Annotated in this window: 25 protein-coding genes; 20 read left to right on the top strand and 5 right to left on the bottom strand. The window is 70.0% G+C overall.

From position 1 onward, the window contains the following. Positions 1 to 66: 66 nt before the first annotated feature. From map to truA, 8 genes are all read left to right on the top strand, one after another. The gene (map, locus tag OHA17_RS16220) at positions 67 to 912 is read left to right on the top strand and encodes a type I methionyl aminopeptidase (protein ID WP_053727620.1); all 846 of its coding nucleotides are present in this window, start codon (positions 67 to 69) and stop codon (positions 910 to 912) included. 140 nt (positions 913 to 1,052) lie between these two features. Further along, entirely contained in the window at positions 1,053 to 1,274 is a 222-nt protein-coding gene (gene infA / locus OHA17_RS16215) for a translation initiation factor IF-1 (protein ID WP_003956442.1), read from the top strand. Between the two features lie 59 nt (positions 1,275 to 1,333). Next, positions 1,334 to 1,447 carry a 50S ribosomal protein L36 gene (rpmJ, locus tag OHA17_RS16210; protein WP_003956441.1) on the top strand — a complete coding sequence of 38 codons (114 nt, stop codon included), beginning with the start codon at positions 1,334 to 1,336 and terminating at the stop codon, positions 1,445 to 1,447. Positions 1,448 to 1,636: 189 nt separating this feature from the next. Beyond that, on the top strand, positions 1,637 to 2,017 hold the full coding sequence (rpsM, locus tag OHA17_RS16205) for a 30S ribosomal protein S13 (protein WP_053727621.1): 381 nt from the start codon (positions 1,637 to 1,639) through the stop codon (positions 2,015 to 2,017). Positions 2,018 to 2,088: 71 nt separating this feature from the next. Then, on the top strand, positions 2,089 to 2,493 hold the full coding sequence (gene rpsK / locus OHA17_RS16200) for a 30S ribosomal protein S11 (RefSeq protein ID WP_003956432.1): 405 nt from the start codon (positions 2,089 to 2,091) through the stop codon (positions 2,491 to 2,493). A gap of 135 nt (positions 2,494 to 2,628) precedes the next feature. Continuing rightward, complete coding sequence (locus OHA17_RS16195; protein ID WP_010473911.1) at positions 2,629 to 3,651, top strand: DNA-directed RNA polymerase subunit alpha; 1,023 nt, start codon at positions 2,629 to 2,631, stop codon at positions 3,649 to 3,651. Positions 3,652 to 3,795: 144 nt separating this feature from the next. Continuing rightward, a complete protein-coding gene (rplQ, locus tag OHA17_RS16190) occupies positions 3,796 to 4,272 on the top strand; it encodes a 50S ribosomal protein L17 (protein ID WP_406507249.1) in 477 nt (158 codons plus the stop codon). Positions 4,273 to 4,357: 85 nt separating this feature from the next. Beyond that, on the top strand, positions 4,358 to 5,230 hold the full coding sequence (gene truA, locus OHA17_RS16185; protein ID WP_406507248.1) for a tRNA pseudouridine(38-40) synthase TruA: 873 nt from the start codon (positions 4,358 to 4,360) through the stop codon (positions 5,228 to 5,230). On the opposite strand, the gene OHA17_RS16180 is transcribed toward truA, so the two are convergent. Continuing rightward, positions 5,201 to 6,043, bottom strand: coding sequence for a hypothetical protein (locus OHA17_RS16180; RefSeq protein WP_406507247.1), 843 nt, complete (start codon positions 6,041 to 6,043; stop codon positions 5,201 to 5,203). The genes truA and OHA17_RS16180 overlap by 30 nt on opposite strands. A gap of 253 nt (positions 6,044 to 6,296) precedes the next feature. On the opposite strand from OHA17_RS16180, the gene OHA17_RS16175 reads away from it, so the two are divergent. The 4 genes from OHA17_RS16175 to glmM all read left to right on the top strand — a co-directional run bounded on the left by OHA17_RS16175 (position 6,297) and on the right by glmM (position 10,662). Next, positions 6,297 to 7,919, top strand: a complete 1,623-nt coding sequence (locus OHA17_RS16175; RefSeq protein WP_398875692.1) for an ABC-F family ATP-binding cassette domain-containing protein — start codon at positions 6,297 to 6,299, stop codon at positions 7,917 to 7,919. A gap of 274 nt (positions 7,920 to 8,193) precedes the next feature. Continuing rightward, the gene (gene rplM / locus OHA17_RS16170) at positions 8,194 to 8,637 is read left to right on the top strand and encodes a 50S ribosomal protein L13 (RefSeq protein ID WP_053727625.1); all 444 of its coding nucleotides are present in this window, start codon (positions 8,194 to 8,196) and stop codon (positions 8,635 to 8,637) included. A gap of 42 nt (positions 8,638 to 8,679) precedes the next feature. Continuing rightward, positions 8,680 to 9,198, top strand: a complete 519-nt coding sequence (gene rpsI, locus OHA17_RS16165; protein ID WP_053727626.1) for a 30S ribosomal protein S9 — start codon at positions 8,680 to 8,682, stop codon at positions 9,196 to 9,198. Between the two features lie 105 nt (positions 9,199 to 9,303). After that, a complete protein-coding gene (gene glmM, locus OHA17_RS16160) occupies positions 9,304 to 10,662 on the top strand; it encodes a phosphoglucosamine mutase (RefSeq protein WP_406507246.1) in 1,359 nt (452 codons plus the stop codon). Between the two features lie 93 nt (positions 10,663 to 10,755). On the opposite strand, the gene coaA is transcribed toward glmM, so the two are convergent. From coaA to OHA17_RS16140, 4 genes are all read right to left on the bottom strand, one after another. After that, positions 10,756 to 11,745, bottom strand: coding sequence for a type I pantothenate kinase (gene coaA, locus OHA17_RS16155; protein WP_406507245.1), 990 nt, complete (start codon positions 11,743 to 11,745; stop codon positions 10,756 to 10,758). Positions 11,746 to 11,888: 143 nt separating this feature from the next. After that, on the bottom strand, positions 11,889 to 13,013 hold the full coding sequence (locus OHA17_RS16150; RefSeq protein ID WP_406507244.1) for a hypothetical protein: 1,125 nt from the start codon (positions 13,011 to 13,013) through the stop codon (positions 11,889 to 11,891). A 1,044-nt stretch (positions 13,014 to 14,057) separates the two neighbouring features. Then, the gene (locus OHA17_RS16145) at positions 14,058 to 14,252 is read right to left on the bottom strand and encodes a DUF397 domain-containing protein (protein ID WP_053727631.1); all 195 of its coding nucleotides are present in this window, start codon (positions 14,250 to 14,252) and stop codon (positions 14,058 to 14,060) included. Between the two features lie 13 nt (positions 14,253 to 14,265). Next, entirely contained in the window at positions 14,266 to 15,117 is an 852-nt protein-coding gene (locus tag OHA17_RS16140) for a Scr1 family TA system antitoxin-like transcriptional regulator (protein WP_406507243.1), read from the bottom strand. 244 nt (positions 15,118 to 15,361) lie between these two features. Here OHA17_RS16140 and OHA17_RS16135 point away from each other — a divergent pair, with 244 nt between their 5' ends. The 8 genes from OHA17_RS16135 to alr all read left to right on the top strand — a co-directional run bounded on the left by OHA17_RS16135 (position 15,362) and on the right by alr (position 24,031). Further along, positions 15,362 to 15,832 carry an ATP-binding protein gene (locus OHA17_RS16135; protein WP_406507242.1) on the top strand — a complete coding sequence of 157 codons (471 nt, stop codon included), beginning with the start codon at positions 15,362 to 15,364 and terminating at the stop codon, positions 15,830 to 15,832. 102 nt (positions 15,833 to 15,934) lie between these two features. Next, positions 15,935 to 16,513: a hypothetical protein gene (locus tag OHA17_RS16130; protein ID WP_406507241.1), complete on the top strand. Its 579-nt coding sequence runs from the start codon at positions 15,935 to 15,937 to the stop codon at positions 16,511 to 16,513. A 386-nt stretch (positions 16,514 to 16,899) separates the two neighbouring features. Beyond that, positions 16,900 to 18,747: a glutamine--fructose-6-phosphate transaminase (isomerizing) gene (gene glmS, locus OHA17_RS16125; protein ID WP_406507240.1), complete on the top strand. Its 1,848-nt coding sequence runs from the start codon at positions 16,900 to 16,902 to the stop codon at positions 18,745 to 18,747. Positions 18,748 to 18,751: 4 nt separating this feature from the next. Further along, entirely contained in the window at positions 18,752 to 19,120 is a 369-nt protein-coding gene (locus tag OHA17_RS16120; protein WP_406507239.1) for a holo-ACP synthase, read from the top strand. Between the two features lie 320 nt (positions 19,121 to 19,440). Then, positions 19,441 to 20,934 (top strand): NAD(P)H-hydrate dehydratase, encoded by a 1,494-nt coding sequence (locus OHA17_RS16115; RefSeq protein ID WP_406507238.1) that lies wholly within the window; start codon positions 19,441 to 19,443, stop codon positions 20,932 to 20,934. A 208-nt stretch (positions 20,935 to 21,142) separates the two neighbouring features. After that, positions 21,143 to 21,652 (top strand): hypothetical protein, encoded by a 510-nt coding sequence (locus OHA17_RS16110; protein WP_406507237.1) that lies wholly within the window; start codon positions 21,143 to 21,145, stop codon positions 21,650 to 21,652. Between the two features lie 185 nt (positions 21,653 to 21,837). Then, entirely contained in the window at positions 21,838 to 22,809 is a 972-nt protein-coding gene (locus OHA17_RS16105; protein WP_406507236.1) for a L,D-transpeptidase family protein, read from the top strand. A gap of 76 nt (positions 22,810 to 22,885) precedes the next feature. Continuing rightward, positions 22,886 to 24,031 carry an alanine racemase gene (alr, locus tag OHA17_RS16100; RefSeq protein WP_406510735.1) on the top strand — a complete coding sequence of 382 codons (1,146 nt, stop codon included), beginning with the start codon at positions 22,886 to 22,888 and terminating at the stop codon, positions 24,029 to 24,031. Positions 24,032 to 24,036 lie beyond the last annotated feature (5 nt).

The raw sequence follows: 24,036 nt of genomic DNA, 5'->3' as shown, positions 1-24,036 counted from the left end.
AGGGTGGGCAGGGAAGCCTTATCGTTGTTGGTGACCCGTACCTGTCCAGAAAGGCGTGAGCCGCACATGGTGGAGATCAAGACCCCCGAGCAGATCGCGAAGATGCGCGAGGCGGGGTTGGTCGTCGCCGCGATCCACGCCGCCACCCGCGAGGCCGCGGTGCCCGGGTCCACGACGAAGGACCTGGACGAGGTCGCCCGCAAGGTGATCGCCGAGCACGGCGCCAAGTCGAACTTCCTGGGGTACGGCGGTTTCCCCGCAACGATCTGCACCTCGGTCAACGAGGTCGTCGTGCACGGGATCCCGGACGACAAGACCGTCCTGAAGGACGGCGACATCATCTCCATCGACGCCGGCGCGATCATCGACGGCTGGCACGGCGACGCCGCGTACACCGCCTTCGTCGGCACCGGGCACGCGCCCGAGCTGATCGAGCTGTCCCGGGTCACCGAGGAGTCGATGTGGGCCGGCCTCGCCGCGGTGAAGAAGGGCAACAAGCTCCTGGACGTCTCGCGCGCGATCGAGTCGTACATCCGCCGCCAGCCGCGCCCCTCGACCGGTAAGTACGGGATCGTCGAGGACTACGGGGGCCACGGCATCGGGTCCGAGATGCACATGGACCCGCACCTCCTGAACTACGTCGACAAGCGCCGCATGCTGGGCCGCCACAACCCGAAGCTCGTCCCGGGCTTCTGCCTGGCGATCGAGCCGATGGTCTCGCTGGGCACGGCCCGCACCGAGGTCCTGGAGGACGACTGGACGGTCGTCACGACCGACGGCTCCTGGTCCTCGCACTGGGAGCACTCCATCGCCCTGACGGAGAACGGTCCGCTGGTCCTGACGATGCCGGACGGCGGCAAGGCGAAGCTGGCGGAGTACGGCATCACCATCGCCCCCGACCCCGCGGCGTAACGATCTCCACGTCGGGGCAAACTCATCTGATTCGTCTTTTCGAGTGCCCTGACGTAGACTGATGCGTCGGCTCTCGTGTACCCGTGTGTCCACACACGGCTGCGGGAGTCGATCAAGGTAGCCGATTCGAAAGGCGAAGCGTGGCCAAGAAGCAAGGTGCCATCGAAATCGAGGGCACCGTGATCGAGTCCCTCCCGAACGCCATGTTCAAGGTGGAACTCCAGAACGGTCACAAGGTCCTCGCGCACATCAGCGGCAAGATGCGGATGCACTACATCCGCATCCTCCCGGATGACCGGGTTGTGGTGGAGCTTTCTCCCTACGACCTGACGCGTGGCCGGATCGTCTACCGGTACAAGTAGATCTTGCCCACGTCGCTGTTCCAGCGGCGGTGGCACTGACCCGGAGAACCTGACATCCCATGAAGGTCAAGCCGAGCGTCAAGAAGATCTGCGACAAGTGCAAGGTGATCCGCCGTCACGGCCGGGTCATGGTCATCTGCGACAACCTGCGCCACAAGCAGCGCCAGGGCTGACGCACGCCGACCGACCTGCATTTCGCAGTTCTTCCCGCGACGCGAGCAAAACGTACATACGCAGCATCCACCTGGCCGGTTCCCCCGGCTGGTGACACCTCCGGCGGGGGCCGGGGACCCGAAACGTACCTAGTACGGCGGTCGGGAGCGGTGTTGCGGAAGACCCCCGAAAACAACTGGAGCCAGTAAATGGCACGCGTTTCCGGTGTTGACATCCCGCGCGAAAAGCGTGTGGAGATCGCACTCACCTACGTCTTCGGTATCGGGCGTACCCGGTCCAAGGAGATCCTCGCCTCGACCGGCGTGAACCCGAACACCCGCGTTCGTGACCTGGCCGAAGAGGACCTGGTCAAGATCCGCGAGTACGTGGACGCCAACCTCCGCACCGAGGGTGACCTTCGCCGTGAGGTTGCCGCCGACATCCGCCGCAAGGTCGAGATCGGCTGCTACCAGGGTCTGCGCCACCGTCGTGGTCTGCCGGTCCACGGTCAGCGCACCAGCACGAACGCTCGTACCCGCAAGGGCCCGCGTCGCGCCATCGCCGGTAAGAAGAAGCCGGGCAAGAAGTAGTCCACAGCGGACGCTTTTCAGCGGTCTTCGCTGTAGGACCGATCACCTCCCCTCTCCAGCTGGAGTAAGACATGCCCCCCAAGGGTCGTCAGGGCGCTGCCAAGAAGGTGCGCCGCAAGGAAAAGAAGAACGTCGCTCACGGCCACGCGCACATCAAGAGCACGTTCAACAACACCATCGTCTCGATCACGGACCCCTCGGGCAACGTGATCTCCTGGGCGTCCGCCGGCCACGTCGGCTTCAAGGGCTCCCGCAAGTCGACTCCGTTCGCCGCGCAGATGGCCGCCGAGTCGGCCGCCCGCCGCGCGCAGGAGCACGGCATGCGCAAGGTTGACGTCTTCGTCAAGGGCCCGGGCTCCGGTCGGGAGACCGCGATCCGCTCCCTCCAGGCCACTGGCCTGGAGGTCGGCTCGATCCAGGACGTCACCCCGACGCCGCACAACGGCTGCCGTCCCCCGAAGCGCCGCCGCGTCTGACGCACGGCTGCTTCAAGGATTGCCTTGAGGTTCGGGCGGTACGGCTCCTTTGAGGCGTGCCGCCCGTACCCTTGCAGTACGCAGTAACCCAGCAGGGCATCAAATAGTGGGTGCCCATGACTGAAGGATCTCCACATGCTTATCGCTCAGCGCCCTTCGCTGACCGAAGAGGTTGTTGACGAGTACCGCTCGCGGTTCGTCATCGAGCCCCTGGAGCCGGGCTTCGGCTACACGCTCGGCAACTCCCTGCGTCGTACGCTCCTCTCCTCGATCCCCGGTGCCGCTGTCACCAGCATCCGGATCGACGGTGTCCTGCACGAGTTCACCACCGTGCCGGGCGTCAAGGAGGACGTCACCGACCTCATCCTGAACATCAAGCAGCTGGTCGTCTCCTCGGAGCACGACGAGCCGGTCGTGATGTACCTGCGCAAGCAGGGTCCCGGCCTGGTCACCGCTGCTGACATCGCCCCGCCGGCCGGTGTCGAGGTGCACAACCCCGACCTGGTGCTCGCCACGCTCAACGGCAAGGGCAAGCTGGAGATGGAGCTGACCGTCGAGCGCGGTCGCGGCTACGTCTCCGCCGTGCAGAACAAGCAGCTGGGCCAGGAGATCGGCCGCATCCCGGTCGACTCCATCTACTCCCCGGTGCTCAAGGTCACGTACAAGGTCGAGGCGACCCGTGTCGAGCAGCGCACCGACTTCGACAAGCTGATCGTCGACGTCGAGACCAAGCAGGCCATGCGTCCCCGTGACGCCATGGCGTCGGCCGGTAAGACCCTGGTCGAGCTGTTCGGTCTGGCGCGCGAGCTCAACATCGACGCCGAAGGCATCGACATGGGCCCGTCCCCCACGGACGCCGCCCTCGCCGCCGACCTGGCGCTGCCGATCGAGGAGCTTGAGCTCACCGTTCGTTCGTACAACTGCCTCAAGCGTGAGGGCATCCACTCCGTGGGTGAGCTCGTGGCGCGCTCCGAGGCGGACCTGCTCGACATCCGCAACTTCGGTGCGAAGTCGATCGACGAGGTCAAGGCGAAGCTGGCCGGTATGGGCCTCGCGCTGAAGGACTCGCCTCCCGGCTTCGACCCGACCGCCGCGGCTGACGCGTTCGGCGCGGACGACGACGCGGACGCCGGCTTCGTGGAGACCGAGCAGTACTGACGGTCTTCGTCTGCGGGCCGGCCTCGGCTGGTCGCGCAGTTCCCCGCGCCCCTTTGGGGGCGCGGGTCTCCGACAGGTAACCGCCTGCTCGGACACTGACATCGGTACCTCGTACGGCCGGTGCAGATCACTAGGAGAAACAACATGCCGCGTCCCGCAAAGGGTGCCCGCCTCGGTGGCGGTGCCGCTCACGAGCGTCTGATGCTCGCCAACCTGGCGAAGTCGCTCTTCGAGCACGGCCGCATCACGACGACCGAGGCCAAGGCCCGCCGCCTGCGTCCGGTCGCCGAGCGCCTGATCACCAAGGCGAAGAAGGGCGACATCCACAACCGTCGCCTGGTGCTGCAGACGATCACCGACAAGGGCATCGTCCACACCCTCTTCACCGAGATCGCGCCCCGCTACGAGGAGCGTCCGGGTGGTTACACCCGTATCACCAAGATCGGCAACCGTCGTGGTGACAACGCTCCGATGGCCGTGATCGAGCTGGTCGAGGGCGAGATCGCCAAGAAGGCGACCGTCGCCGAGGCCGAGGCCGCCACCGTGCGCGCCGTCAAGGAGTCCGACGCCAAGGCCGCTGAGGCCGAGGTCGTCGAGGACGCCGAGGCGAAGGACGCGTAAGCGTTCTGAAGGCTGGTGAACGGGCCCGTTCCCTTCGGGGGGCGGGCCCGTTCTGCTGTGTGGATGCTTTGAGAGGATCTGTTACGTGAGTGATGAGGTGGAGCCCGGCCTCGTCCGGGTGCGGCTCGATCTGTCGTACGACGGCAAGGACTTCTCCGGCTGGGCCCGGCAGCCGCTGGGGCGCAGGACCGTGCAGGGCGAGATCGAGGACGCGCTGCGCACGGTGACGCGCTCCGACGTGACGTACGACCTGACCGTCGCCGGGCGCACCGATGCCGGCGTGCACGCGCGCGGGCAGGTCGCGCACGTCGACCTGCCCGAGGGCGTGTGGGCCGAGCACCGCGAGAAGCTGCTGCGGCGCATGGCCGGGCGGCTGCCGCACGACGTTCGGATCTGGCGCATCGCCGAGGCCCCGAGCGGTTTCAACGCGCGGTTCTCGGCGATCTGGCGGCGGTACGCGTACCGGGTGACCGACAACGTCGGCGGAGTCGACCCGCTGCTGCGCGGTCATGTCCTGTGGCACGACTGGGAGTTGGACGTCGACGCCATGAACGCGGCCTCCGCCGCGCTGCTCGGCGAGCACGACTTCGCGGCGTACTGCAAGAAGCGGGAAGGAGCCACCACCATCCGCACGCTCCAGGAGCTTTCCTGGGTGCGCGGCGACGACGGGATCGTCACCGCGACCGTGCGCGCGGACGCCTTCTGCCACAACATGGTGCGCTCGCTCGTGGGCGCGCTGTTGTACGTCGGCGACGGCCACCGGGGCCCCGAGTGGCCCGGCAAGGTCCTCGCGGCGGCGGTGCGCGACTCCTCCGTGCACGTGGTGAAGCCGCACGGCCTCACCCTGGAGGAAGTCGGCTACCCCGCCGACGAGTTGCTCGCCGCGCGCAGCAAGGAGGCGCGCAACATGCGTACGCTGCCCGGGAGTTCAGGCGGCGGGCCGGGTGGCTGCTGCTGAGGCCTGGTTGCGGCCGCGGGCGACGATCTGGTCGAAGGTGAACTTCGCGAGCTCGTCGCCCGCCGTGAACACGGCCCCGTCGGCCTTCGTCACGCTCTTGCCGTTGGCGAAGCCGCCGGTCGTGAAGTAGGCGTACCGGCCATAGGAGTTGGCGGTGTTGCGGCAGACCGAACCGCCCCGGCAGAACGTGTTCACGCCCGAGCCGGAGAGCGACGCGATGCCGCCGTTCGCCTGCTCCTTGGCCTTCGTCGCCGCGGTGTCCGTGTCGAACACGGCGACGCCGACGGTGACCGCGATGCCGTCCTTGGTGAACGTGGCCCGGATGACCTGGCGGCAGCCGTTGCCGTTGAGGGCCGAGCCGAGCGAACCCTGGGTGACCGAGGCGCAGTCGGTGACCTTGTCGGTCGGGCCCTTGGCGTAGACGCCGCTGCCCAGCGTCAGGCTCTTGCCCGGGAAGAGGGTGTCGGCGCTCAGCGGCGCCGTGTCCTTCTTCGCGTTGGAGACGTAGTCGTACGGGTTGGGCGGGGGCGGCGGGGCCACCTGCGAGAACGAGGGCCCCGGCTGCGCGCTGTTGCTGGGCAGCGCCGGGGGAGAGGGCAGTTCACTGGCCGACTTGCCGTCGTCCTTGTTGCCCGCGTTGACGATCACGGTGGCCACGACCGCGACGACCGCCGCCGTCGCGACCGCGCCGCCGCCTATGAACAGCCACTTCTTTCGCCGGCTGCGCGCGGCCGACGCATCGGCGAGCGCCGCCCAGTCCGGTGTCTGCTGATCCCCCGGGCCCCACGCGGGCCCCCCTTGCCCAAAGCTCATGCCGCGCATCTTAGAGCCTGTGTCTAAACCCCGCCCGGGTCCGCGGCGTCTGGCACGCACGCTCGCCGCGTTGCCGAAACGCCCTAGTAGCTCCTCCCCCAAGGTCTTGAAGACCAGGGGGTACCCCCATCGAGGACGCTCCGGCGCCTTGCGATCGCACGCACCAGACGCCGCGGCCTGATCCGGACGGGGTTTAGACACAGGCTCTTAATTCGATTGTCCAGAGGGGCAGGGCCTGCGCGACAATCCGCCCATGGGACATCTTGAGGCTGCACATCTGGAGTACTACCTGCCGGACGGGCGGGTGCTGCTCGGCGACGCCTCGTTCCGGGTGGCGGAGGGCTCCGTGGTGGCGCTGGTCGGCGCCAACGGGGCCGGCAAGACGACGCTGCTCCGCATGATCTCCGGCGAGCTCCAGCCGCACGGCGGATCGGTGTCGGTGAGCGGCGGGCTCGGCGTGATGCCGCAGTTCGTGGGCTCGGTACGCGACGAGCGTACGGTGCGTGACCTGCTGGTTTCCGTCGCGCAGCCGCGGATCCGGAAGGCCGCGGCCGAGGTCGACGCGGCCGAGCACCTGATCATGACGGTCGACGACGAGGCCGCGCAGATGAAGTACGCGCAGGCGCTCAGCGACTGGGCCGAGGCGCACGGGTACGAGGCCGAGACGGTCTGGGACATGTGCACCATGGCCGCCCTCGGGATGCCGTACGACAAGGCGCAGTTCCGCGAGGTGCGCACGCTCAGCGGCGGTGAGCAGAAGCGGCTGGTGCTCGAAGCGCTGCTGCGCGGGCCCGACGAGGTGCTGCTCCTGGACGAGCCGGACAACTATCTGGACGTGCCGGGCAAGCGCTGGCTGGAGGAGCGGCTGCGGGAGACCCGTAAGACCGTGCTGTTCGTCTCGCACGACCGGGAGCTGCTCTCGCGGGCCGCCGAGCGGATCGTGAGCCTGGAGCCGAGCCCCGCCGGGACGGACGTGTGGGTGCACGGTGCCGGATTCGGCACGTACCACGAGGCGCGCCGGGAGCGGTTCGCGCGCTTCGAGGAGCTCAAGCGGCGCTGGGACGAGGAGCACGCCCGCCTGAAGGCGCTGGTCCTTCGGCTGCGCAACCAGGCGGCGATCAGCCCGGACATGGCCTCGCGCTACCACGCGATGCAGACCCGCTTCAAGAAGTTCGAGGAGGCGGGCCCGCCGCCGGAGCCGCCGCGCGAGCAGGCGATCACCATGCGGCTGCGCGGTGGCCGTACCGGTGTGCGCGCCCTGACCTGCGAGAACCTTGAGCTGACCGGCCTCATGAAGCCGTTCTCGCTCGAAGTCTTCTACGGCGAGCGGGTCGCCGTCCTCGGCTCCAACGGCTCCGGGAAGTCGCACTTCCTGCGGCTGCTCGCGGGGGATCAGTCGGTGGCGCACACCGGGAACTGGAAGCTGGGCGCGCGGGTCGTGCCCGGGCACTTCGCGCAGACCCACGCCCACCCCGAGCTGCTCGGGCGCACGCTCGTCGACATCCTGTGGAGCGAGCACGCCAAGGACCGCGGGGCCGCGATGTCGGTCCTTCGCCGCTACGAGCTGGAGCGGCAGGGGGACCAGCCCTTCGACAAGCTGTCCGGCGGCCAGCAGGCCCGCTTCCAGATCCTGCTCCTGGAGCTGGCCGGCACGACCGCGCTGCTGCTCGACGAGCCGACGGACAACCTCGACCTGGAGTCGGCGGAGGCCCTCCAGGACGGTCTGGAGTCGTACGACGGCACGGTGCTCGCCGTCACCCACGACCGCTGGTTCTCGAAGACGTTCGACCGCTATCTGGTCTTCGGCTCGGACGGCGTGGTGCGCGAGACGGCGGAGCCGGTGTGGGACGAGCGCCGGGTGGAGCGGGCGAGGTAGGGCGTTTGTGCAGGCCAGGGCCCGATGTGGCGGAATTCGGCCAGGTCGGGCCCGGGCGGTTTTGACCCGCCAGGGGGCGCCCGGGTATCGTTCAGGTTTGTTATGCGTATTGGCTCTGTCGTTCTCACGCGAAGAGCCCTTACGCAAGTTCTCTGGAGCAGTTACCAGTGACTCGCATACGGGCAGCGTCCCCGGCACTGTGAGTCCCAGCTGCATGATCGCTTCAGGGTGCAGCGTGTTTGGACCCCATCCACTAAGAAGCGAAGGCTACGAAGTGCGTACGTACAGCCCCAAGCCCGGCGACATCACTCGCCAGTGGCACGTCATTGATGCCCGGGACGTCGTCCTGGGTCGTCTGGCGACCACCGCCGCGAACCTCCTCCGGGGCAAGCACAAGCCCGTCTATGCGCCCCACATGGACATGGGTGACTTCGTCATCATCATCAACGCCGACAAGGTTCACCTGTCCGGCAACAAGAAGACCCAGAAGATGGCCTACCGCCACTCCGGCTACCCGGGCGGCCTCCGCTCGGTGCGCTACGACGACCTCCTGGCGAACAACCCGGAGAAGGCCGTCGAGAAGGCCATCAAGGGCATGATCCCCAAGAACACCCTGGGCCGTCAGATGCTCTCGAAGCTGAAGGTCTACTCGGGCGACCAGCACCCCCACGCTGCCCAGCAGCCGGTGCCGTTCGAGATCACCCAGGTCGCGCAGTAGTTCCGGCCACCCCCTAAGACGTAAAGAAATCTGAGGAGAATCGTGGCCGAGACCACCGTCGAGACCCCGCTTGAGGGCGACGAGACCTACGCCGAAGTGACCACCTTCGAGTCCGAGGTGCCCGTCGAGGGCGAGTACACCTCCGAGTCGATGGCTTCCCGGTTCGGTGACCCGCAGCCGGCCGCCGGCCTGGGTCGTCGCAAGAACGCCATCGCCCGCGTCCGGATCGTTCCGGGCACCGGCAAGTGGAAGATCAACGGGCGTACGCTCGAGGACTACTTCCCGAACAAGGTCCACCAGCAGGAAGTCAACGAGCCCTTCAAGGTGCTCGAACTCGACAACCGCTACGACGTCATCGCCCGCATCTCGGGTGGCGGCGTGTCCGGTCAGGCCGGCGCCCTGCGCCTCGGCGTGGCCCGCGCGCTGAACGAGGCTGACGTGGACAACAACCGCGGCGCCCTCAAGAAGGCCGGCTTCCTCTCCCGCGACGACCGTGCGGTCGAGCGCAAGAAGGCCGGTCTCAAGAAGGCCCGCAAGGCTCCGCAGTACAGCAAGCGCTAAATCCGCGCCTGCCTGTACGGCTTTCGTTCGCCCCGGCAGCACTTCTCTGTGCTGCCGGGGCGTTCGTCTATCTACCCCGCACTTTGAGGTTTTCGGAGGACAGACGTGGGACGACTCTTCGGCACGGACGGCGTGCGCGGTGTCGCCAACTCGGATCTGACGGCTGAGCTCGCGCTCGGCCTGTCGGTCGCGGCGGCGCACGTGCTCGCCGAGGCGGGGACCTTTGAGGGGCATCGGCCGACCGCCGTGGTCGGTCGTGACCCCCGGGCGTCGGGAGAGTTCCTGGAGGCCGCGGTCGTCGCGGGCCTCGCGAGCGCGGGCGTGGACGTCCTGCGGGTCGGTGTGCTGCCCACCCCTGCGGTGGCGTACCTCACCGGCGTGCTGGGTGCCGACCTCGGCGTGATGCTCTCGGCCAGCCACAACGCCATGCCGGACAACGGCGTCAAGTTCTTCGCGCGCGGCGGCCACAAGCTCGCCGACGAGCTGGAGGACCGCATCGAGTCGATCTACGAGCAGCACCGCACGGGCGCGCCGTGGGAGCGCCCGACCGGCGCCGGTGTGGGCCGTGTCCGCTCGTACGACGAGGGCTTCGACCGCTACGTCGCGCACCTCATCGGCGTGCTGCCCAACCGTCTCGACGGCCTCAAGGTCGTCCTGGACGAGGCGCACGGCGCGGCCGCCCGGGTCTCGCCGGAGGCGTTCACGCGGGCCGGCGCCGAGGTCGTCACGATCGGTGCCGAGCCGGACGGGCTCAACATCAACGACGGCTGCGGCTCCACCCACCTCGACCTCCTCAAGGCGGCCGTCGTGGAGCACGGCGCCGACCTCGGCATCGCGCACGACGGCGACGCCGACCGCTGCCTGGCCGTGGACGGCGCGGGCAACGAGGTCGACGGCGACCAGATCCTCGCGGTCCTCGCCCTCGCCATGCGCGAGGCGGGCACGCTGCGCGGCAACACCGTCGTCGGCACCGTCATGTCCAACCTGGGCTTCAAGATCGCCATGGAGCGCGAGGGCATCCAGCTCGTCCAGACCGCGGTCGGCGACCGCTACGTCCTGGAGTCGATGAAGGAGCACGGGTACGCGCTCGGCGGCGAGCAGTCCGGCCACGTGATCATCCTGGACCACGCGACCACCGGTGACGGCACGCTGACCGGCCTCATGCTGGCCGCCCGCCTCGCGGCCACCCGCCGCACGCTGGCCGACCTCGCCGGGGTCATGGAGCGCCTGCCGCAGGTCCTGGTCAACGTCCCCGACGTCGACAAGTCCCGGGTGTCCACCTCCGCCGACCTCGGCGCGGCCGTCGCCGAGGCCGAGCGCGAGCTGGGCGCCACCGGCCGGGTGCTGCTCCGCCCCTCGGGCACCGAGCCGCTGGTCCGCGTGATGGTCGAGGCCGCGGACATCGAGCAGGCCCGCTCGGTGGCCGGCCGCCTGGCCGACGTCGTCAAGTCGGCGCTGGGTTAAGGGAGTTGGCGCGAGCGCCGGTCCGCCCTTGAGGGGTGGGCCGGCGCTTTCGCGTTTCCGGAATCCGGGGCTGCCGTCGACCGGTACAGGGCCTCAGAGCTTACGGAGCGAGATCTTCTGGATCTTGTGGTCGGGGCCCTTGCGCACGACGAGGGTGGCGCGGCCGCGCGTGGGCGCCACGTTCTCCACCAGGTTGGGCCGGTTGATGGTGCGCCAGGTCGTCCGGGCGTAGTCGAGGGCCTCCTCCTCGGAGACCTGGGTGTACTTGCGGAAGTACGAGAACGGGTTCTGGAAGGCGGTCTCGCGGAGCTTGCGGAAGCGGTTGAGGTACCAGGTCTCGATGTCCTCGGTGCGCGCGTCCACGTACACGCTGAAGTCGAAGTAGTCCGCGAGGCCGACCCGGGTGCGGCCGTCCTGGCCGGGCAGGGCGGGCTGCAGGACGTTCAGGCCCTCCACGATCAGGATGTCGGGGCGGCGCACGACGAGCCGCTCGTCCGGCACGATGTCGTAGATCAGGTGCGAGTAGACGGGCGCGGTGACCTCGTCCTTGCCCGCCTTGATGTCGGCGACGAACCGGGTCAGGGCCCGGCGGTCGTACGACTCGGGGAAGCCCTTGCGGGACATCAGGCCGCGGCGCTGGAGCTCGGCCATCGGGTACAGGAAGCCGTCGGTGGTGACCAGCTCGACCCGGGGGTGCTCGGGCCAGCGGGCGAGCAGCGCCTGGAGCAGTCGCGCCACGGTCGACTTGCCGACCGCCACGGAACCGGCGACCCCTATGACGAACGGGGTGCCGCGCTGGGTGCCGTGCCCGTTGCCCGCGTCGCCCAGGAACGTGTTGAGGGTGCCGCGCAGATTGGCGGTGGCCCCCACGTACAGGTTGAGCAGCCGGGACAGCGGCAGATAGATGTCGCGCACCTCGTCGAGGTCGATGACGTCACCGAGCCCGCGCAGCCGCTCGACCTCGTCGGCGGTCAGCGGCAGCGGCGTCTTGTCGCGCAGGGCGCTCCACTCTGCGCGCGTCAGGTCCACGTAGGGAGTCGCCTCCGGCTTGCGGTGGGCGCTCCGTGGCGGCGAAGTGATCACGGGTCCATTGTTGCGGCTGTATGACCTGCGTGGGGGGTGGGGTGGGTCACTCGGCCTCCCTCTCCGTCCTGAATCCGGACGGAGGGGGAGGCGTACCGGACGGCGGGCCCTCTGGGGAGCCCGCCGGTGGCTGCGGACAGGCCCTAGGGCAGGGACCACCAGTTGACCTGGAGGTCGGAGTCGTCGGTGATCACGAAGGCGTAGGGGCGTTGCGCCGCGTTCGGGTTGTCCTGGACCGTGATCGCTTCACCGGGGCGCTCGATGACGCGGCCCGCCGGGGTGCCCTGTGCGGCCCAGTTCCACGCCTTGCCGTCCCACCAGTTCACGTACAGCTTGGAGTCGTCGCCGATGACGAAGACGTAGGGGCGGCTGAAGGCGTTGGGGGTGTCCTTCATGGTGACGGTGCCCACGGAGTCGAGGATGAGCCGACCGCTGGGGGCGCCCTGGGCGCTCCAGTTCCACTTGGAGCCGTCCCACCAGTTCACGTAGAGCTTCGAGTCGTAGCCCTGGACGAAGACGTACGGCCGCTCCACCGCGGTGGGGTTGTCCTGGACGCTGATGACTCCGGCGCCCTTCTTGACCGGCTGGCCCGACGGCGCGCCCTGGTCGCTCCAGTTCCACTTGGAGCCGTCCCACCAGTTGACCCATACCCGGGAGTCGTCGGTGATCACGAAGGCGTACGGGCGGGTGAAGGCGTTCGGGTTGTCCCGCATGGTCGTGACGCCGAGAGGGCGGGAGATGGTGCGGCTGGGCGGCGTGCCCTGGTCGCTCCAGTTCCACTTCGAGCCGTCCCACCAGTTGACCCACAGCCGGAAGTCGTCGGTGATGACGAAGACGTACGGCCGCTGCGGCGCACCGGGATTGTCCTGAACCGTGACGACCCCGGCACCTTCACGTACCAGGCGGCCGCTGGGGGTGCCCTGGTCGCTCCAGTTCCATTTGGAGCCGTCCCACCAGTTCACGTACAGCTTCGAGTCGTCGGTGATGACGAACGCGTACGGCCGCTGCGCCGCGTTCGGGCTGTCCTGGACCGTGACCGCGCCGACCTTCTCGATGATGCTGCGCCCGCTCGGCGCGCCCTGGGCACTCCAGTGCCACGCCTTGCCGTCCCACCAGTTGACGTGCAGCTTCGAGTCCAGGCCGCGTACGAAGACGTACGGCCGCTGGGGTGCCTGCGGATCGTCCTTCATGGTGACGGCGCCGGCCGTGGCCCGGACGCCGACCGTGCTGGTGGGCCTCTGCTGGTCGTTCCACTGCCATGAACCCATCGAGTTTCCCTCTCCGGCCCGCGGCCCGGCGTGACACCGGCGGGGCATGCTGAGGCGTGCTCCAGGAGCCCGGCGCCGCAGAAGGCGGGCACCGGGGGCAACAACAGGGACGGGGTCCGGCCGGAGTCCCGCAAGGGTTGCGTGGGCGCTCACTCTGGCACCGCGTTCCACGGCCTGTCACCACCGCGCGAGGGAAGGTGACGCTCCGCGGTACCGATCCGGACACCGCGAGGCTTCTCGCCCTGCCCCATGGGCAACCCGTGCCCCTTACGCAGGGGCGAGCGAGGGGGTTCGTGGGAATGTCATCAAGTCCGGTTCTGTGTCGCGGAGTTGGGGTTGCGGATCACACCAGTCGGTGGACGTCAGGCAGAGGAAAATAGCCGGTCGAACGGTCCATTCGGCGATTTCGCCGGTGTGGAGGCGGAGGGTGAATCCGACGGGTTCGCCGAGTCCGAGCAGGGCGCGGGCGGAAACGAATCCCTCGTCGGCCCATTGGACGGCCCGGCGCGATTCCTGAGGGGTCATGGCGAATACGTGTCCGGCGCGCAGGTCGAGACGCAGCGCGCGGATAGCCCGGGACGCCGTATCCAGTACGGCGCTTCGGGCCAGGCGGGGTGTCTTGTCCTCGGCGGCCCGGTAGAGCAGAACCTCGTACAGGTACCTGTGCTGGATGCGGGCCTCTGCGAGAGCCGGGCCCGGTGGAGCCACCCCGCTGGCTCGCTCTGATGGTGCGCGCAGTGAATGCATGGGCCGCCCTCCAGTGCGAGGTCGGGGCCGCCCTCTCTGCCCGCCAACCGGCAGGTGGGGGAGAGGGCGACCGCTGGCGACTCTCCCCCAACAGGCTTGATGGCGTGGAGAGTTGAGCCGCGCGAGGCTGTCGTTCCGCACATGCGCCCGGCGCGGTATCGCCCTGCGACCGTAGCGCTGGCTACAGATGTGTATCAACTGTTTGACGTCTAACGAGTGAGACGGCATATGTCAACTCGTTGTACGGCAAGCGGAAGCCCCCCCGTCATCAGGCGGGGGGGGGCGGTGGGAGCGGGGCTACTTCACGAAGTGGTCGAACTCGTTGGCCTGGGCGCCCAGCAGGAAAGCGCGGAGCTTCTCCCGGCTGGTGCGCACGATCACGTTGCCGTTGTCGCTCTCGCGAAGCAGGATCTCGTCGCCGACTTCTGCGATCTCCAGGCAGTTGCCCTCCGAGTCCGTCGAGAACGAGGACTTTTGCCACGTTATTTCCACTGTCTCCACGCCTTCATGCTTGTTGTGCGATTCCGTGAATGAAGTCTCGCGACTTGGCCGGGGCCAACGATCGCTCCTCGGTGCGGTCGAGTACGGCTCGGTAGTTGGCGAGAAGGGTTTCGGTGTCCAGGAACGCCGGGCCTGTTGGGGTGTCCATCTGCACCGTATCGAGCTGCGGCACAAGGCCATAGACGTAGAGGGTGGAACTCCCCGCGTTCGGGAACCCGCCGACCGCGAACGGGATCACGCGCACGATCACGTTGTCGCGCTCGGACTCCTTGAGGAGGTGGTCGAGCTGTGCGCGGGCGACCTTTGGGCCGCCGTACTGCATGCGCAGCGCGGCTTCGTGGATGAGGAAGGTGCAGTGCAAGGGCTCGGGGCGATCGAGTACGTCGCGACGCTTGAGGCGGTGTGACAGGCGAGTGCGCAGGTCGACCGCGCTCAGAGGTGGCACGGCCTCCTCGAACACGGCGCGAGCGTACTCCTCGGTCTGGAGCTGTCCGGGTACGTGCATGATCGTGACCCCGCGCAACCCGGCCGCGTTCGCTTCGAGTTCGGCCAGATCGAGTGCGCCGCTCGACAGTCGTCCGCGGTAGTCGTCCCACCAGCCCTTGATGCGTTCCTCCGCCATGGCGACCAGCGCCTCGACGTACTTGGGATCGGGGCACTGGTAGAGGGCGGCCCAACTGCGAACGCGGTCACCGCTCAAGCCGAACCGTCCCGATTCGCTGTTGCTGATCGTGGTGCGATCCGTCCCCAGGAGCCCGGCGGCGTCGGTGAGCTGCAGGCCGGCGTGCTCGCGCATCTTTCGCAGCTCTGCACCCAACCTGCGTTGCCGTGCGGTCGGAACCTTCCTCGGCGGCATCTGGTTCCCCTTCTGTCGGCCCTCAGTGTGGCCCCGTACCGCAATGGTGGTCCACTCGTTCCATAGTTGAGCTGAATGGGTACAACATGTGAGACAGGCACGCTACCTTCATTCCAGCACCGCTTCGCTATGCCGGACGGCCGAAGTGCAGCCGCTGCGCGCCGAGTTGGCGCGCTCCTGGAGGTGGCCATTGCCACGGTCCACCGGCAACGCGCGAGCTACAACCGCGTTGGGAAGGGACGAAATGACGATCGCAGCCTTAACGCCTCCCGCACCACCTGATACCGCCTCATCCAGAACACACCGCCTGTCGACCGCCAACCGGGACACGGCTGCCCGCGAGGTCCGCGCCATGGTGTGCGCGCTGCTGGGCGCGACCGGGCATGCGGGGCTCACGGAGTCCGCGGCCCTGTGCGTGAGTGAGGTGGTGGGCAACGTGCACAGGCACACCCGCTCCCCGTTGGTGCAGGTTGTCGTGACGCTCGCCGAGGGCTACGTCGTGATCTCCGTGCGCGATGATGAGCCCCAAAGGGAGCCTTGGCCAAGGGAGTTGGTCGATGCGCGGCAGCTCGCCGACGTACCGGTGAGCGGCTATGGGCTGTGCATCTTGCAGGAGCTCACGGACCGGTGGGGCGTGACGCGGTACGGCGGCCTGCTCCCCGAGTCCAAGGCCGTGTGGTTCCGCCTCGACGACGGCGCGAGGGGCGCGGCGTGATGCGGCCCGGTTCCGTGCTCGTGATGGTCTTCGGCGGCTGCGGATGGTGCGGCGAGTGGACTGAGTGAGATTCATGGGTATGGGTTTCCGGGCTGTGAGCAAGTGGCGAACGTGATCCAGCGGTCCTCGGGGGGAACGGTGCTTGTTGATCAACTACCCGCGCTGATAGGTGTCGTGGTCGGGGCGGCAGCCTCGTACGCGGCCCAGAGCATGACCGAGAGCCGCAGGTGGCGGAGGCAACGCGAAGAGCGGTGGGACGAGAAGCGCTTCGAGACATACGGCCGGTACGGCAACGTCCTGAAGGCGCAACTTCGCATTGCTCAGCGCATCGGCGCAGCCCACGGGTTCTCGGACGTTGCCGACCCGCTGGAGCCTGCCGAGGGCTTGCCTCTGCTTGCCGAGGCGGAGTCCCGTCGTGCGGCCGAGTGGGAGTCGGTCCTGCTCGTGGGGGACGCGGCGACGATCGCAGCGGCTCGGCGATGGCATGAATCGGTGTGGACCATCGAACTGCTGGTGCGAGAGGGCCATGCGGAGATCGAGGCCTGGTCCACGGCTCACCGGGTGGCGAGTGCGGCGCGGGACGACTTCTATGCCCATGCGCGACGGGACCTCGGCATCGCTGGAGATCCTCCGCCCTCTGGGGAGTGGCCCCGCCCGTGGCGAGCCGAACTCTCCGATTAGGGGGACCGTGAACGCCGCGCTCGGTGGGGCGGGGCGGCGGGCGCGAGGGGCTGGGTGACGGGCCGTCAGGATCGGGGCTCGGCGGCGGCAGGCGCCGGGCTGCATGTTCTGCGCCACACCTACGCGTCGACACCGCTCGAAGCGCGGGAGTCGCCGGTTCTCGTGGCAAGGTGGCTCGGTCATGAGGACCCGGCCTTCACGCTGCGAAACGTGCGCGAACGTACGCGGACGTGCCCGCGCGTGATGCCGGACTCGGGCACTCGTGGCCTCGGAGCGCTCGATGCGTGGGTCGGTGGGAGTTGGAGCTCCCCGTCGGCCCCCAGAGGGTGCCAGGGGCGGTAAGTGACACCTTAAGTCGCTGGTCGGGCGGCCATGGAGGGGTTTCTATGTGCGGAATCGTGGGTTACGTAGGCGGGCAGTCGGCGCTGGACGTCGTCGTGGCGGGGCTCAAGCGGCTTGAGTACCGCGGATACGACTCGGCGGGCGTCTCGGTCCTCGCGGACGGCGGGCTCGCCGCGGCCAAGAAGGCCGGGAAGCTGGTCAATCTGGAGAAGGCGCTCCTGGAGGCGCCGCTGCCCGCCGGGTCGACCGGCATCGGGCACACCCGGTGGGCCACGCACGGCGGGCCGACCGACGCGAACGCGCACCCGCACCTGGACAACGCCGGGCGGGTCGCCGTCGTACACAACGGGATCATCGAGAACTTCGCCGCGCTGCGGGCCGAGCTCGCCGAGCGCGGCCACCAGCTCGACTCCGAGACGGACACCGAGGTCGTCGCGCACCTCCTCGCCGAGTGCCACTCCTCGGCCGAGGACCTGGCCGAGGCCATGCGGCAGGTGTGCCGACGGCTTGAGGGCGCGTTCACGCTGGTCGCGGTGCACGCGGACGAGCCGGACGTGGTGGTGGGCGCGCGGCGCAACTCGCCGCTGGTGGTGGGTGTCGGCGAGGGGGAGGCCTTCCTCGCCTCGGACGTCGCCGCGTTCATCGCGCACACCCGCTCCGCGATCGAACTCGGCCAGGACCAGGTCGTCGAGCTGCGCCGGGACGGCGTCACCGTCACCGACTTCGCCGGGGCGCCGGCCGAGACCCGGGCGTACCACGTCGACTGGGACGCCTCCGCCGCCGAGAAGGGCGGCTACGACTACTTCATGCTCAAGGAGATCGCCGAGCAGCCCAAGGCCGTCGCCGACACGCTGCTCGGCCGGATCGACGCGGCGGGCTCGCTGACCCTGGACGAGCTGCGCATCCCCGACTCCGTACTGCGCGAGGTCGACAAGGTCGTCATCGTGGCGTGCGGGACCGCCTACCACGCGGGCATGATCGCGAAGCTGGCGATCGAGCACTGGACGCGGATTCCGTGCGAGACGGAGCTGGCCAGCGAGTTCCGCTACCGGGACCCGATCCTCGACCAGCGCACGCTCGTCATCGCCATCTCGCAGTCCGGCGAGACCATGGACACGCTGATGGCGCTGCGGCACGCCCGCGAGCAGGGCGCGAAGGTCCTCGCGATCTGCAACACCAACGGGTCGACGATCCCGCGCGAGTCGGACGCGGTCCTCTACACGCACGCGGGCCCCGAGGTCGCCGTCGCCTCGACGAAGGCCTTCCTCACCCAGCTGGTGGCCTGCTACCTGGTCGCGCTGTACCTCGGGCAGGTGCGCGGGACCAAGTGGGGCGACGAGGTCCGGGCCGTCGTGCACGACCTCGCCGAGATCGCCACCGAGGTCGACCGCGTCCTCGAAACCATGGAGCCCGTACGGGAGTTGGCGCGCTCGCTCGCCGACAAGAACACGGTGCTCTTCCTCGGCCGCCACGTCGGCTACCCGGTCGCCCTCGAAGGTGCGCTCAAGCTCAAGGAGCTGGCGTACATGCATGCCGAGGGGTTCGCGGCGGGGGAGCTGAAGCACGGCCCGATCGCGCTGATCGAGCAGGATCTGCCGGTGGTCGTGGTCGTTCCCTCGCCCCGGGGGCGGTCGGTGCTCCATGACAAGATCGTTTCGAACATCCAGGAGATCCGGGCGCGGGGGGCGCGGACGATCGTGATCGCGGAGGAGGGGGACGAGGCGGTGGCGCCGTACGCGGACCATCTGATCCGGATTCCGGTCACGCCCACGCTGCTCCAGCCGCTCGTGGCGACCGTGCCGCTCCAGGTCTTCGCGTGCGAGCTGGCCACGGCCCGGGGCAACGAGGTCGACCAGCCCCGCAACCTGGCCAAGTCCGTGACGGTGGAGTGAACGCGTGATCATTGGTGTCGGGATCGACGTGGCCGAGATCGAGCGGTTCGGGGAGTCCATCGAGCGGACCCCCGCCATGCTCCAACGGCTGTTCGTGGAGGACGAGTTGATACTGCCCAGCGGTGAGCGGCGAGGGGTCGCCTCGCTGGCGGTGCGGTTCGCGGCGAAGGAAGCCCTCGCGAAGGCTCTGGGGGCGCCGGCCGGGCTGCTGTGGACGGATGCGGAGGTGTACGTGGAGGGGAGCGGGCAGCCCCGGCTCCGGGTGCGCGGGTCCGTCGCCGCGCGGGCGGCGGAGCTGGGGGTTCGGCACTGGCACGTTTCGCTCAGCCATGACGCGGGGGTCGCTTCCGCGGTGGTGATCGCGGAGGGGTGAGTTTTCCCCTCCCCGCCCCTTCCCGCTGTGACACTCTGCGGCTCCGCCGCGTGGCCTCCGGGGGTGTGGTTCGGCTGCGGATGGACTACTGGGGCTCCGCCCCAGACCCCGTATCGCGCCTTAAGGGCGCTCGTCCTCAAACGCCGGACGGGCTGAAGATGCCAGTGCTGACCAGCACCTGTGCCGCTAGGGGCGAGGGGCGGAGCCGCAGGGCGTTGGCAGCCGGGGGCGCCGGGCAGGGCACCCCCACCCCCGGCGGCCACGCGGCGGAGCCGCAAATGTCACAGCGGGGAGGGGCGGGGTGGGGGAGAGTTGGCGGCATGCGAACTGCCTACGACGTCGACACCGTTCGGGCCGCCGAGGGCGAGCTCATGGCCCTCCTCCCGCCCGGCGCGCTCATGCAGCGCGCCGCCGCCGGACTGGCCGCGGCCTGCGCGGACATGCTGGGCCGGGTCTACGGCGCCAGGGTCGTGCTGCTCGTCGGCAGCGGGGACAACGGCGGCGACGCCCTGTACGCGGGGGCCCGGCTGGCCCGCCGAGGCGCGGGCGTCAGCGCGGTGCTGCTCAACCCGGACCGCGCCCACCCCGAGGGCCTCGCCGCCTTCACCCGGGCCGGTGGCCGCGTCGCCGACGACCCCTTCGAGGTGCTTGCCGTCGCCGACCTCGTACTGGACGGCATCACGGGCATCGGCGGCCACGGCGGCCTGCGTCCCGACGCGATCCCCCTGGCCCGGGCGGCCCGCGGGTCCAACGCCGTCGTCGTCGCCGTCGACCTCCCCAGCGGCGTGGACGCGGACACGGGTGAGGTGCCCGGCGAGGCGCTGCGGGCGGACGCGACCGTCACGTTCGGGACGTACAAGCCGGGGCTGCTCATCGACCCGGCGCGCGAGTACGCGGGGGCCGTGCGGCTCATCCCCATCGGCCTCGACCTGCCCTCCGTGCCCGGCGTCGAGGCGCTCCAGCACGCCGACGTGGCGGACCTCTTGCCCACTCCGGCCGCCGAGAGCGACAAGTACCGGCGGGGTGTCGTCGGGGTCGTCGCCGGTTCGGCCCGCTACCCCGGCGCGGCGGTCCTCGCGGTCGCGGGCGCGCTGCGCGGCGGGGCCGGCGCCGTGCGGTACGTCGGGCCCGGCGGCGACGCGGTGATCGCGCGCTTCCCCGAAACCCTGGTGTCGGACGACTCGCCCGCGAAGGCCGGGCGGGTGCAGGCGTGGGTGGTGGGGCCGGGGCTGGGCGACGAGCAGGGTGTGGCCGAGGTCCTCGACTCGGACGTGCCCGTCCTGGTGGACGCGGACGGGCTGCGCGGTCTCGACCCCGACGCGGTACGGGCCCGCCCGGCGGCCACCCTGCTCACCCCGCACGCGGGCGAGGCGGCCGCGCTGCTCGGGGTGCCGCGCGAGAAGGTCGAGGCGGAGCGGCTCGCCTCGGTGCGCGAACTGGCCTCGCGGTACGGGGCGACGGTGCTGCTCAAGGGCTCGACCACGCTGGTCGCCGACGCGGCCGGCCCGGTACGGGTCAACCCGACCGGCACGCCGTGGCTCGCGACGGCGGGCAGCGGCGACGTGCTGTCGGGGCTTGCGGGCTCGCTGCTTGCGGCGGGGCTGCGGGCGCGGGATGCGGGGTCGGTGGCGGCGTACCTCCATGGTCTGGCCGGGCGCCGTGCCTCGCAGGGGGCGCCTGCGACTGCGTACGGGGTGGCTGAGGCGGTGCCGGGGGTTTGGCGGGATGTGTTGCCGGCTCGGGCGGGTGAGATGTCCGGGTGCGGCCCGGTGGTCGTTCCTGGGGCTCCGCCCCAGACCCCGTTCGCGCCTTAAGGGCGCTCGTCCTCAAACGCCGGACGGGCTGAAGATGCTCGACCCTGCCAGGGTCAGTGCTGCTAGGGGCGCGGGGAACTGCGCGACCAGCCACCCACCCGCCCGCAGGCCGAACGGCACCAGACCCCCAGCCCGCTGAGGCGGCTCGGACGTGCCCCCGCGTGTGCGCACCCCCCCCTCCGCCGCCCCCGGCGGTTTCATGGCTCGCATGGACCACCCCCACGTCACCCTGGAACCCGGCGGCATCGCCGCGCTCCTCCTCGGCCCCGCCGCCGTGCTCGTCCCCGCGCCCCCGGCCATGGCGGACGAGCTCACCGCCGTCGTCCGGCCCGTGCCCGCCGACCTCGGGCCCGTCGAGCGGATCGCGGTGGTTGAGAGGGAAGTCGTCGCCGTCGAGGATGGTCAACTCGCCTCCTCCGCCGGGTTGTTGAGCCTTGGCGCGGCGTCCTCGTACGCCGTGCGGGGCGAGGCCTGCGCCCCGCAGCGCCTCGCCGAGGCCCTCCGGCGGCACCGGGGTGACCTGTGGAGCGCGCTCGCCGAGTTCGGGTACGTCGGCGGGCGCGGGGGCGGGGTGCAGGCGGCGGCCCTCGCGGCGGCGTTCGCCGTGGCCCCGGGCGGTCCGGAGCCCGCCGCCCCGGACCGGATTTTCGCGAGCGTGGAGGAGTTCGCGGCCCGGTGCTGCGCCTGGCGGGATGCCCGGCCGTCCACAGGTGGGTGAGGGCCTGGCCCGCCGCCCCCCCCACCGGGTCTCACCAGGGCAACCCCCGCCACCGGGTGACATTCGCCGCGCGGCTTCCGCGACACGCCCGGTGCCGGGGGTTCTCTGGGCTTATGAGACAAGCGCAAATTCTTCAAAAACGTCAGAAACCTCATAAGCGTCAGAAATGGGGGGCTTGCGGGCTGGTGGTCGCGGCCGCTCTCACGCTCGGGGCCGCCGCGCCCGGCACCGGCGTCCCGCTGCCCCCGCCACCCCGCCATCTCGCGGCACCCGCGGCCCCCGTCCCGCCCGCGCCGGGCAACCCTGCCTCGGGCAACCCTGCCTCGGGCAACCCCGCGCCGCCCGCCGCCGGCGACCCCGCGCCGGGCAACACCACCACCGCCGAGGCCCTCGTCCCCGGTGAGGCGCTCGACCCGAAGGCCGGCCCCCTCGACACCCCCGACCAGGTGCTGCCCCCGCTCGTCTACCAGCCCGGCGCCGCCGAGGACCGGCTCGAACCGGTTGCCGCGCCCGAGGAGGCGTACCGGCTCGTCGAGTACGTGCCGCAGAGCGAAGTGGCAGCCAAGCCCGGCAGTTGTACCGCCAAGGCCGGGCCGTATCAGCGGCAGATCGAGCAGTGGCTCGGGCTCAAGATGGACGGGCGGCAGTCCTCGGCCGACTGTGACGCGATCCGCAAGTTCCAGCAGGCGCAGGGGATTTCGCCGGCCATCGGGTTCGCGGGGCCGGTCACCTGGTCCCGGATGCAGTTCCTGTCAGCGCGCAAGAATCCCAACGCCGCGCACAACTGCCCCGCGAAGGCACAGCGGGTGGCCTGCGTGGATCTGACGCGGCAGTTGATGTGGGTGCAGGTGGGGAAGAAAATCACCTTCGGGCCCGTGCCCGTCCGTAGCGGGCGGGCCTCGCTGCCCACCCGGGGCGGGTGGCACAAGGTCTACTGGCGGCACAAGAACCACTGGTCGTCGATCTACCACCAGTCCATGCCGTACGCCCAGTTCTTCGACGGCGGGCAGGCCTTCCACGCCGTCTACCACAGCGTGTACACCTCGGAGGGCAGCCACGGGTGTGTGAACCTCAGCGTCGATGATGCGCGCAAACTGTGGGACGCCCTGCGCCAGGGCGACGGCGTCTACGTGTGGGGGCACCGCGAGGGCACCTGAGACCGCCCCCGCCGGTGTGTCCTGCGGCACAATCCGAGTCCTCGTGCGCTCTGAGAGACTTGGCGCGATGACCGCGATGACTCAGTACCCCGCCGGGCGCGCCCGTGCCGAGATCGACCTCGGCGCGCTGCGCGCCAACGTCCGTACGCTGCGCGCCTGTTCGCCGGGCGCGCAGCTCATGGCCGTGGTGAAGGCGGACGCGTACGGGCACGGCGCGGTGCCGTGTGCCAGGGCGGCGCGGCAGGCGGGCGCCGCGTGGATCGGCACCGCGACGCCGCACGAGGCGCTCGCCCTGCGCGCGGCCGGCATCGAGGGCCGGATGATGTGCTGGCTGTGGACGCCGGGCGGCCCCTGGCGCGAGGCCATCGAGGCGGACATCGACGTCTCGGTGAGTGGGATGTGGGCGCTGCGGGAGGCCACCGACGCGGCCCGCGCCGCCGGGCGTACCGCCAGGATCCAGCTCAAGGCCGACACCGGGCTCGGCCGCAACGGCTGCCAGCCCGCCGACTGGCCGGAACTCGTCCACGCGGCGCTCGCCGCGCCCGGGGTGACGGTCACCGGCCTGTGGTCGCACCTGGCCTGCGCCGACGAGCCCGGCCACCCCTCGATCGCGGCCCAGCTCTCGGTGTTCCAGGAGATGACCGCGTTCGCGGAGAAGGCGGGCATCACCCCCGAGGTGCGGCACATCGCCAACTCCCCGGCCACGCTCACCCTCCCCGAATCCCACTTCGACCTCGTGCGCACCGGCATCGCCATGTACGGCATCTCGCCCGCGCCGGAGCTCGGCACCGCGCGCGAGCTCGGCCTGCGGCCGGTCATGACGCTGTCGGCCTCGGTGGCGCTCGCCAAGCAGGTTCCGGCGGGTCACGGCGTCAGTTACGGGCATCACTACGTCACCAGGAGCGAGACCACCCTCGGCCTCGTCCCGCTCGGATACGCCGACGGCATCCCGCGGCACGCATCCGGGCGCGGCCCGGTTCTGGTGGGCGGGAAAGTGCGTACCGCGGCGGGCCGCATTGCCATGGACCAGTTCGTGGTCGACCTTGAGGGGGACAAGGTCGAGCCGGGCGACCGGGCCGTGCTGTTCGGGCCGGGCGACCACGGGGAGCCCACGGCCGAGGACTGGGCGCGGGCGGCCGACACCATCGGCTACGAGATCGTGACGCGCATCGGTTCACGGGTGCCCCGCGTCTACGTGAATGAGTGTTCCGACGACGAGTAAGAGCG

It is taken from the genome of Streptomyces sp. NBC_00212, from assembly GCF_045206365.1.
Taxonomy (GTDB): Bacteria; Actinomycetota; Actinomycetes; order Streptomycetales; family Streptomycetaceae; genus Streptomyces.
This window is presented reverse-complemented; position numbering and strand designations above follow the sequence as displayed.

Coding starts and splice junctions, on each gene's coding strand:
- map (WP_053727620.1), top strand. CDS start 67: ATGGTGGAGATCAAGACCCCCGAGCAGATCGCGAAGATGCGCGAGGCG.
- rpmJ (WP_003956441.1), top strand. CDS start 1,334: ATGAAGGTCAAGCCGAGCGTCAAGAAGATCTGCGACAAGTGCAAGGTG.
- rpsM (WP_053727621.1), top strand. CDS start 1,637: ATGGCACGCGTTTCCGGTGTTGACATCCCGCGCGAAAAGCGTGTGGAG.
- rpsK (WP_003956432.1), top strand. CDS start 2,089: ATGCCCCCCAAGGGTCGTCAGGGCGCTGCCAAGAAGGTGCGCCGCAAG.
- OHA17_RS16195 (WP_010473911.1), top strand. CDS start 2,629: ATGCTTATCGCTCAGCGCCCTTCGCTGACCGAAGAGGTTGTTGACGAG.
- rplQ (WP_406507249.1), top strand. CDS start 3,796: ATGCCGCGTCCCGCAAAGGGTGCCCGCCTCGGTGGCGGTGCCGCTCAC.
- OHA17_RS16180 (WP_406507247.1), bottom strand. CDS start 6,043: ATGAGCTTTGGGCAAGGGGGGCCCGCGTGGGGCCCGGGGGATCAGCAG.
- OHA17_RS16175 (WP_398875692.1), top strand. CDS start 6,297: ATGGGACATCTTGAGGCTGCACATCTGGAGTACTACCTGCCGGACGGG.
- OHA17_RS16150 (WP_406507244.1), bottom strand. CDS start 13,013: ATGGGTTCATGGCAGTGGAACGACCAGCAGAGGCCCACCAGCACGGTC.
- OHA17_RS16140 (WP_406507243.1), bottom strand. CDS start 15,117: ATGCCGCCGAGGAAGGTTCCGACCGCACGGCAACGCAGGTTGGGTGCA.
- OHA17_RS16135 (WP_406507242.1), top strand. CDS start 15,362: ATGACGATCGCAGCCTTAACGCCTCCCGCACCACCTGATACCGCCTCA.
- glmS (WP_406507240.1), top strand. CDS start 16,900: ATGTGCGGAATCGTGGGTTACGTAGGCGGGCAGTCGGCGCTGGACGTC.
- OHA17_RS16115 (WP_406507238.1), top strand. CDS start 19,441: ATGCGAACTGCCTACGACGTCGACACCGTTCGGGCCGCCGAGGGCGAG.
- OHA17_RS16110 (WP_406507237.1), top strand. CDS start 21,143: ATGGACCACCCCCACGTCACCCTGGAACCCGGCGGCATCGCCGCGCTC.
- alr (WP_406510735.1), top strand. CDS start 22,886: ATGACTCAGTACCCCGCCGGGCGCGCCCGTGCCGAGATCGACCTCGGC.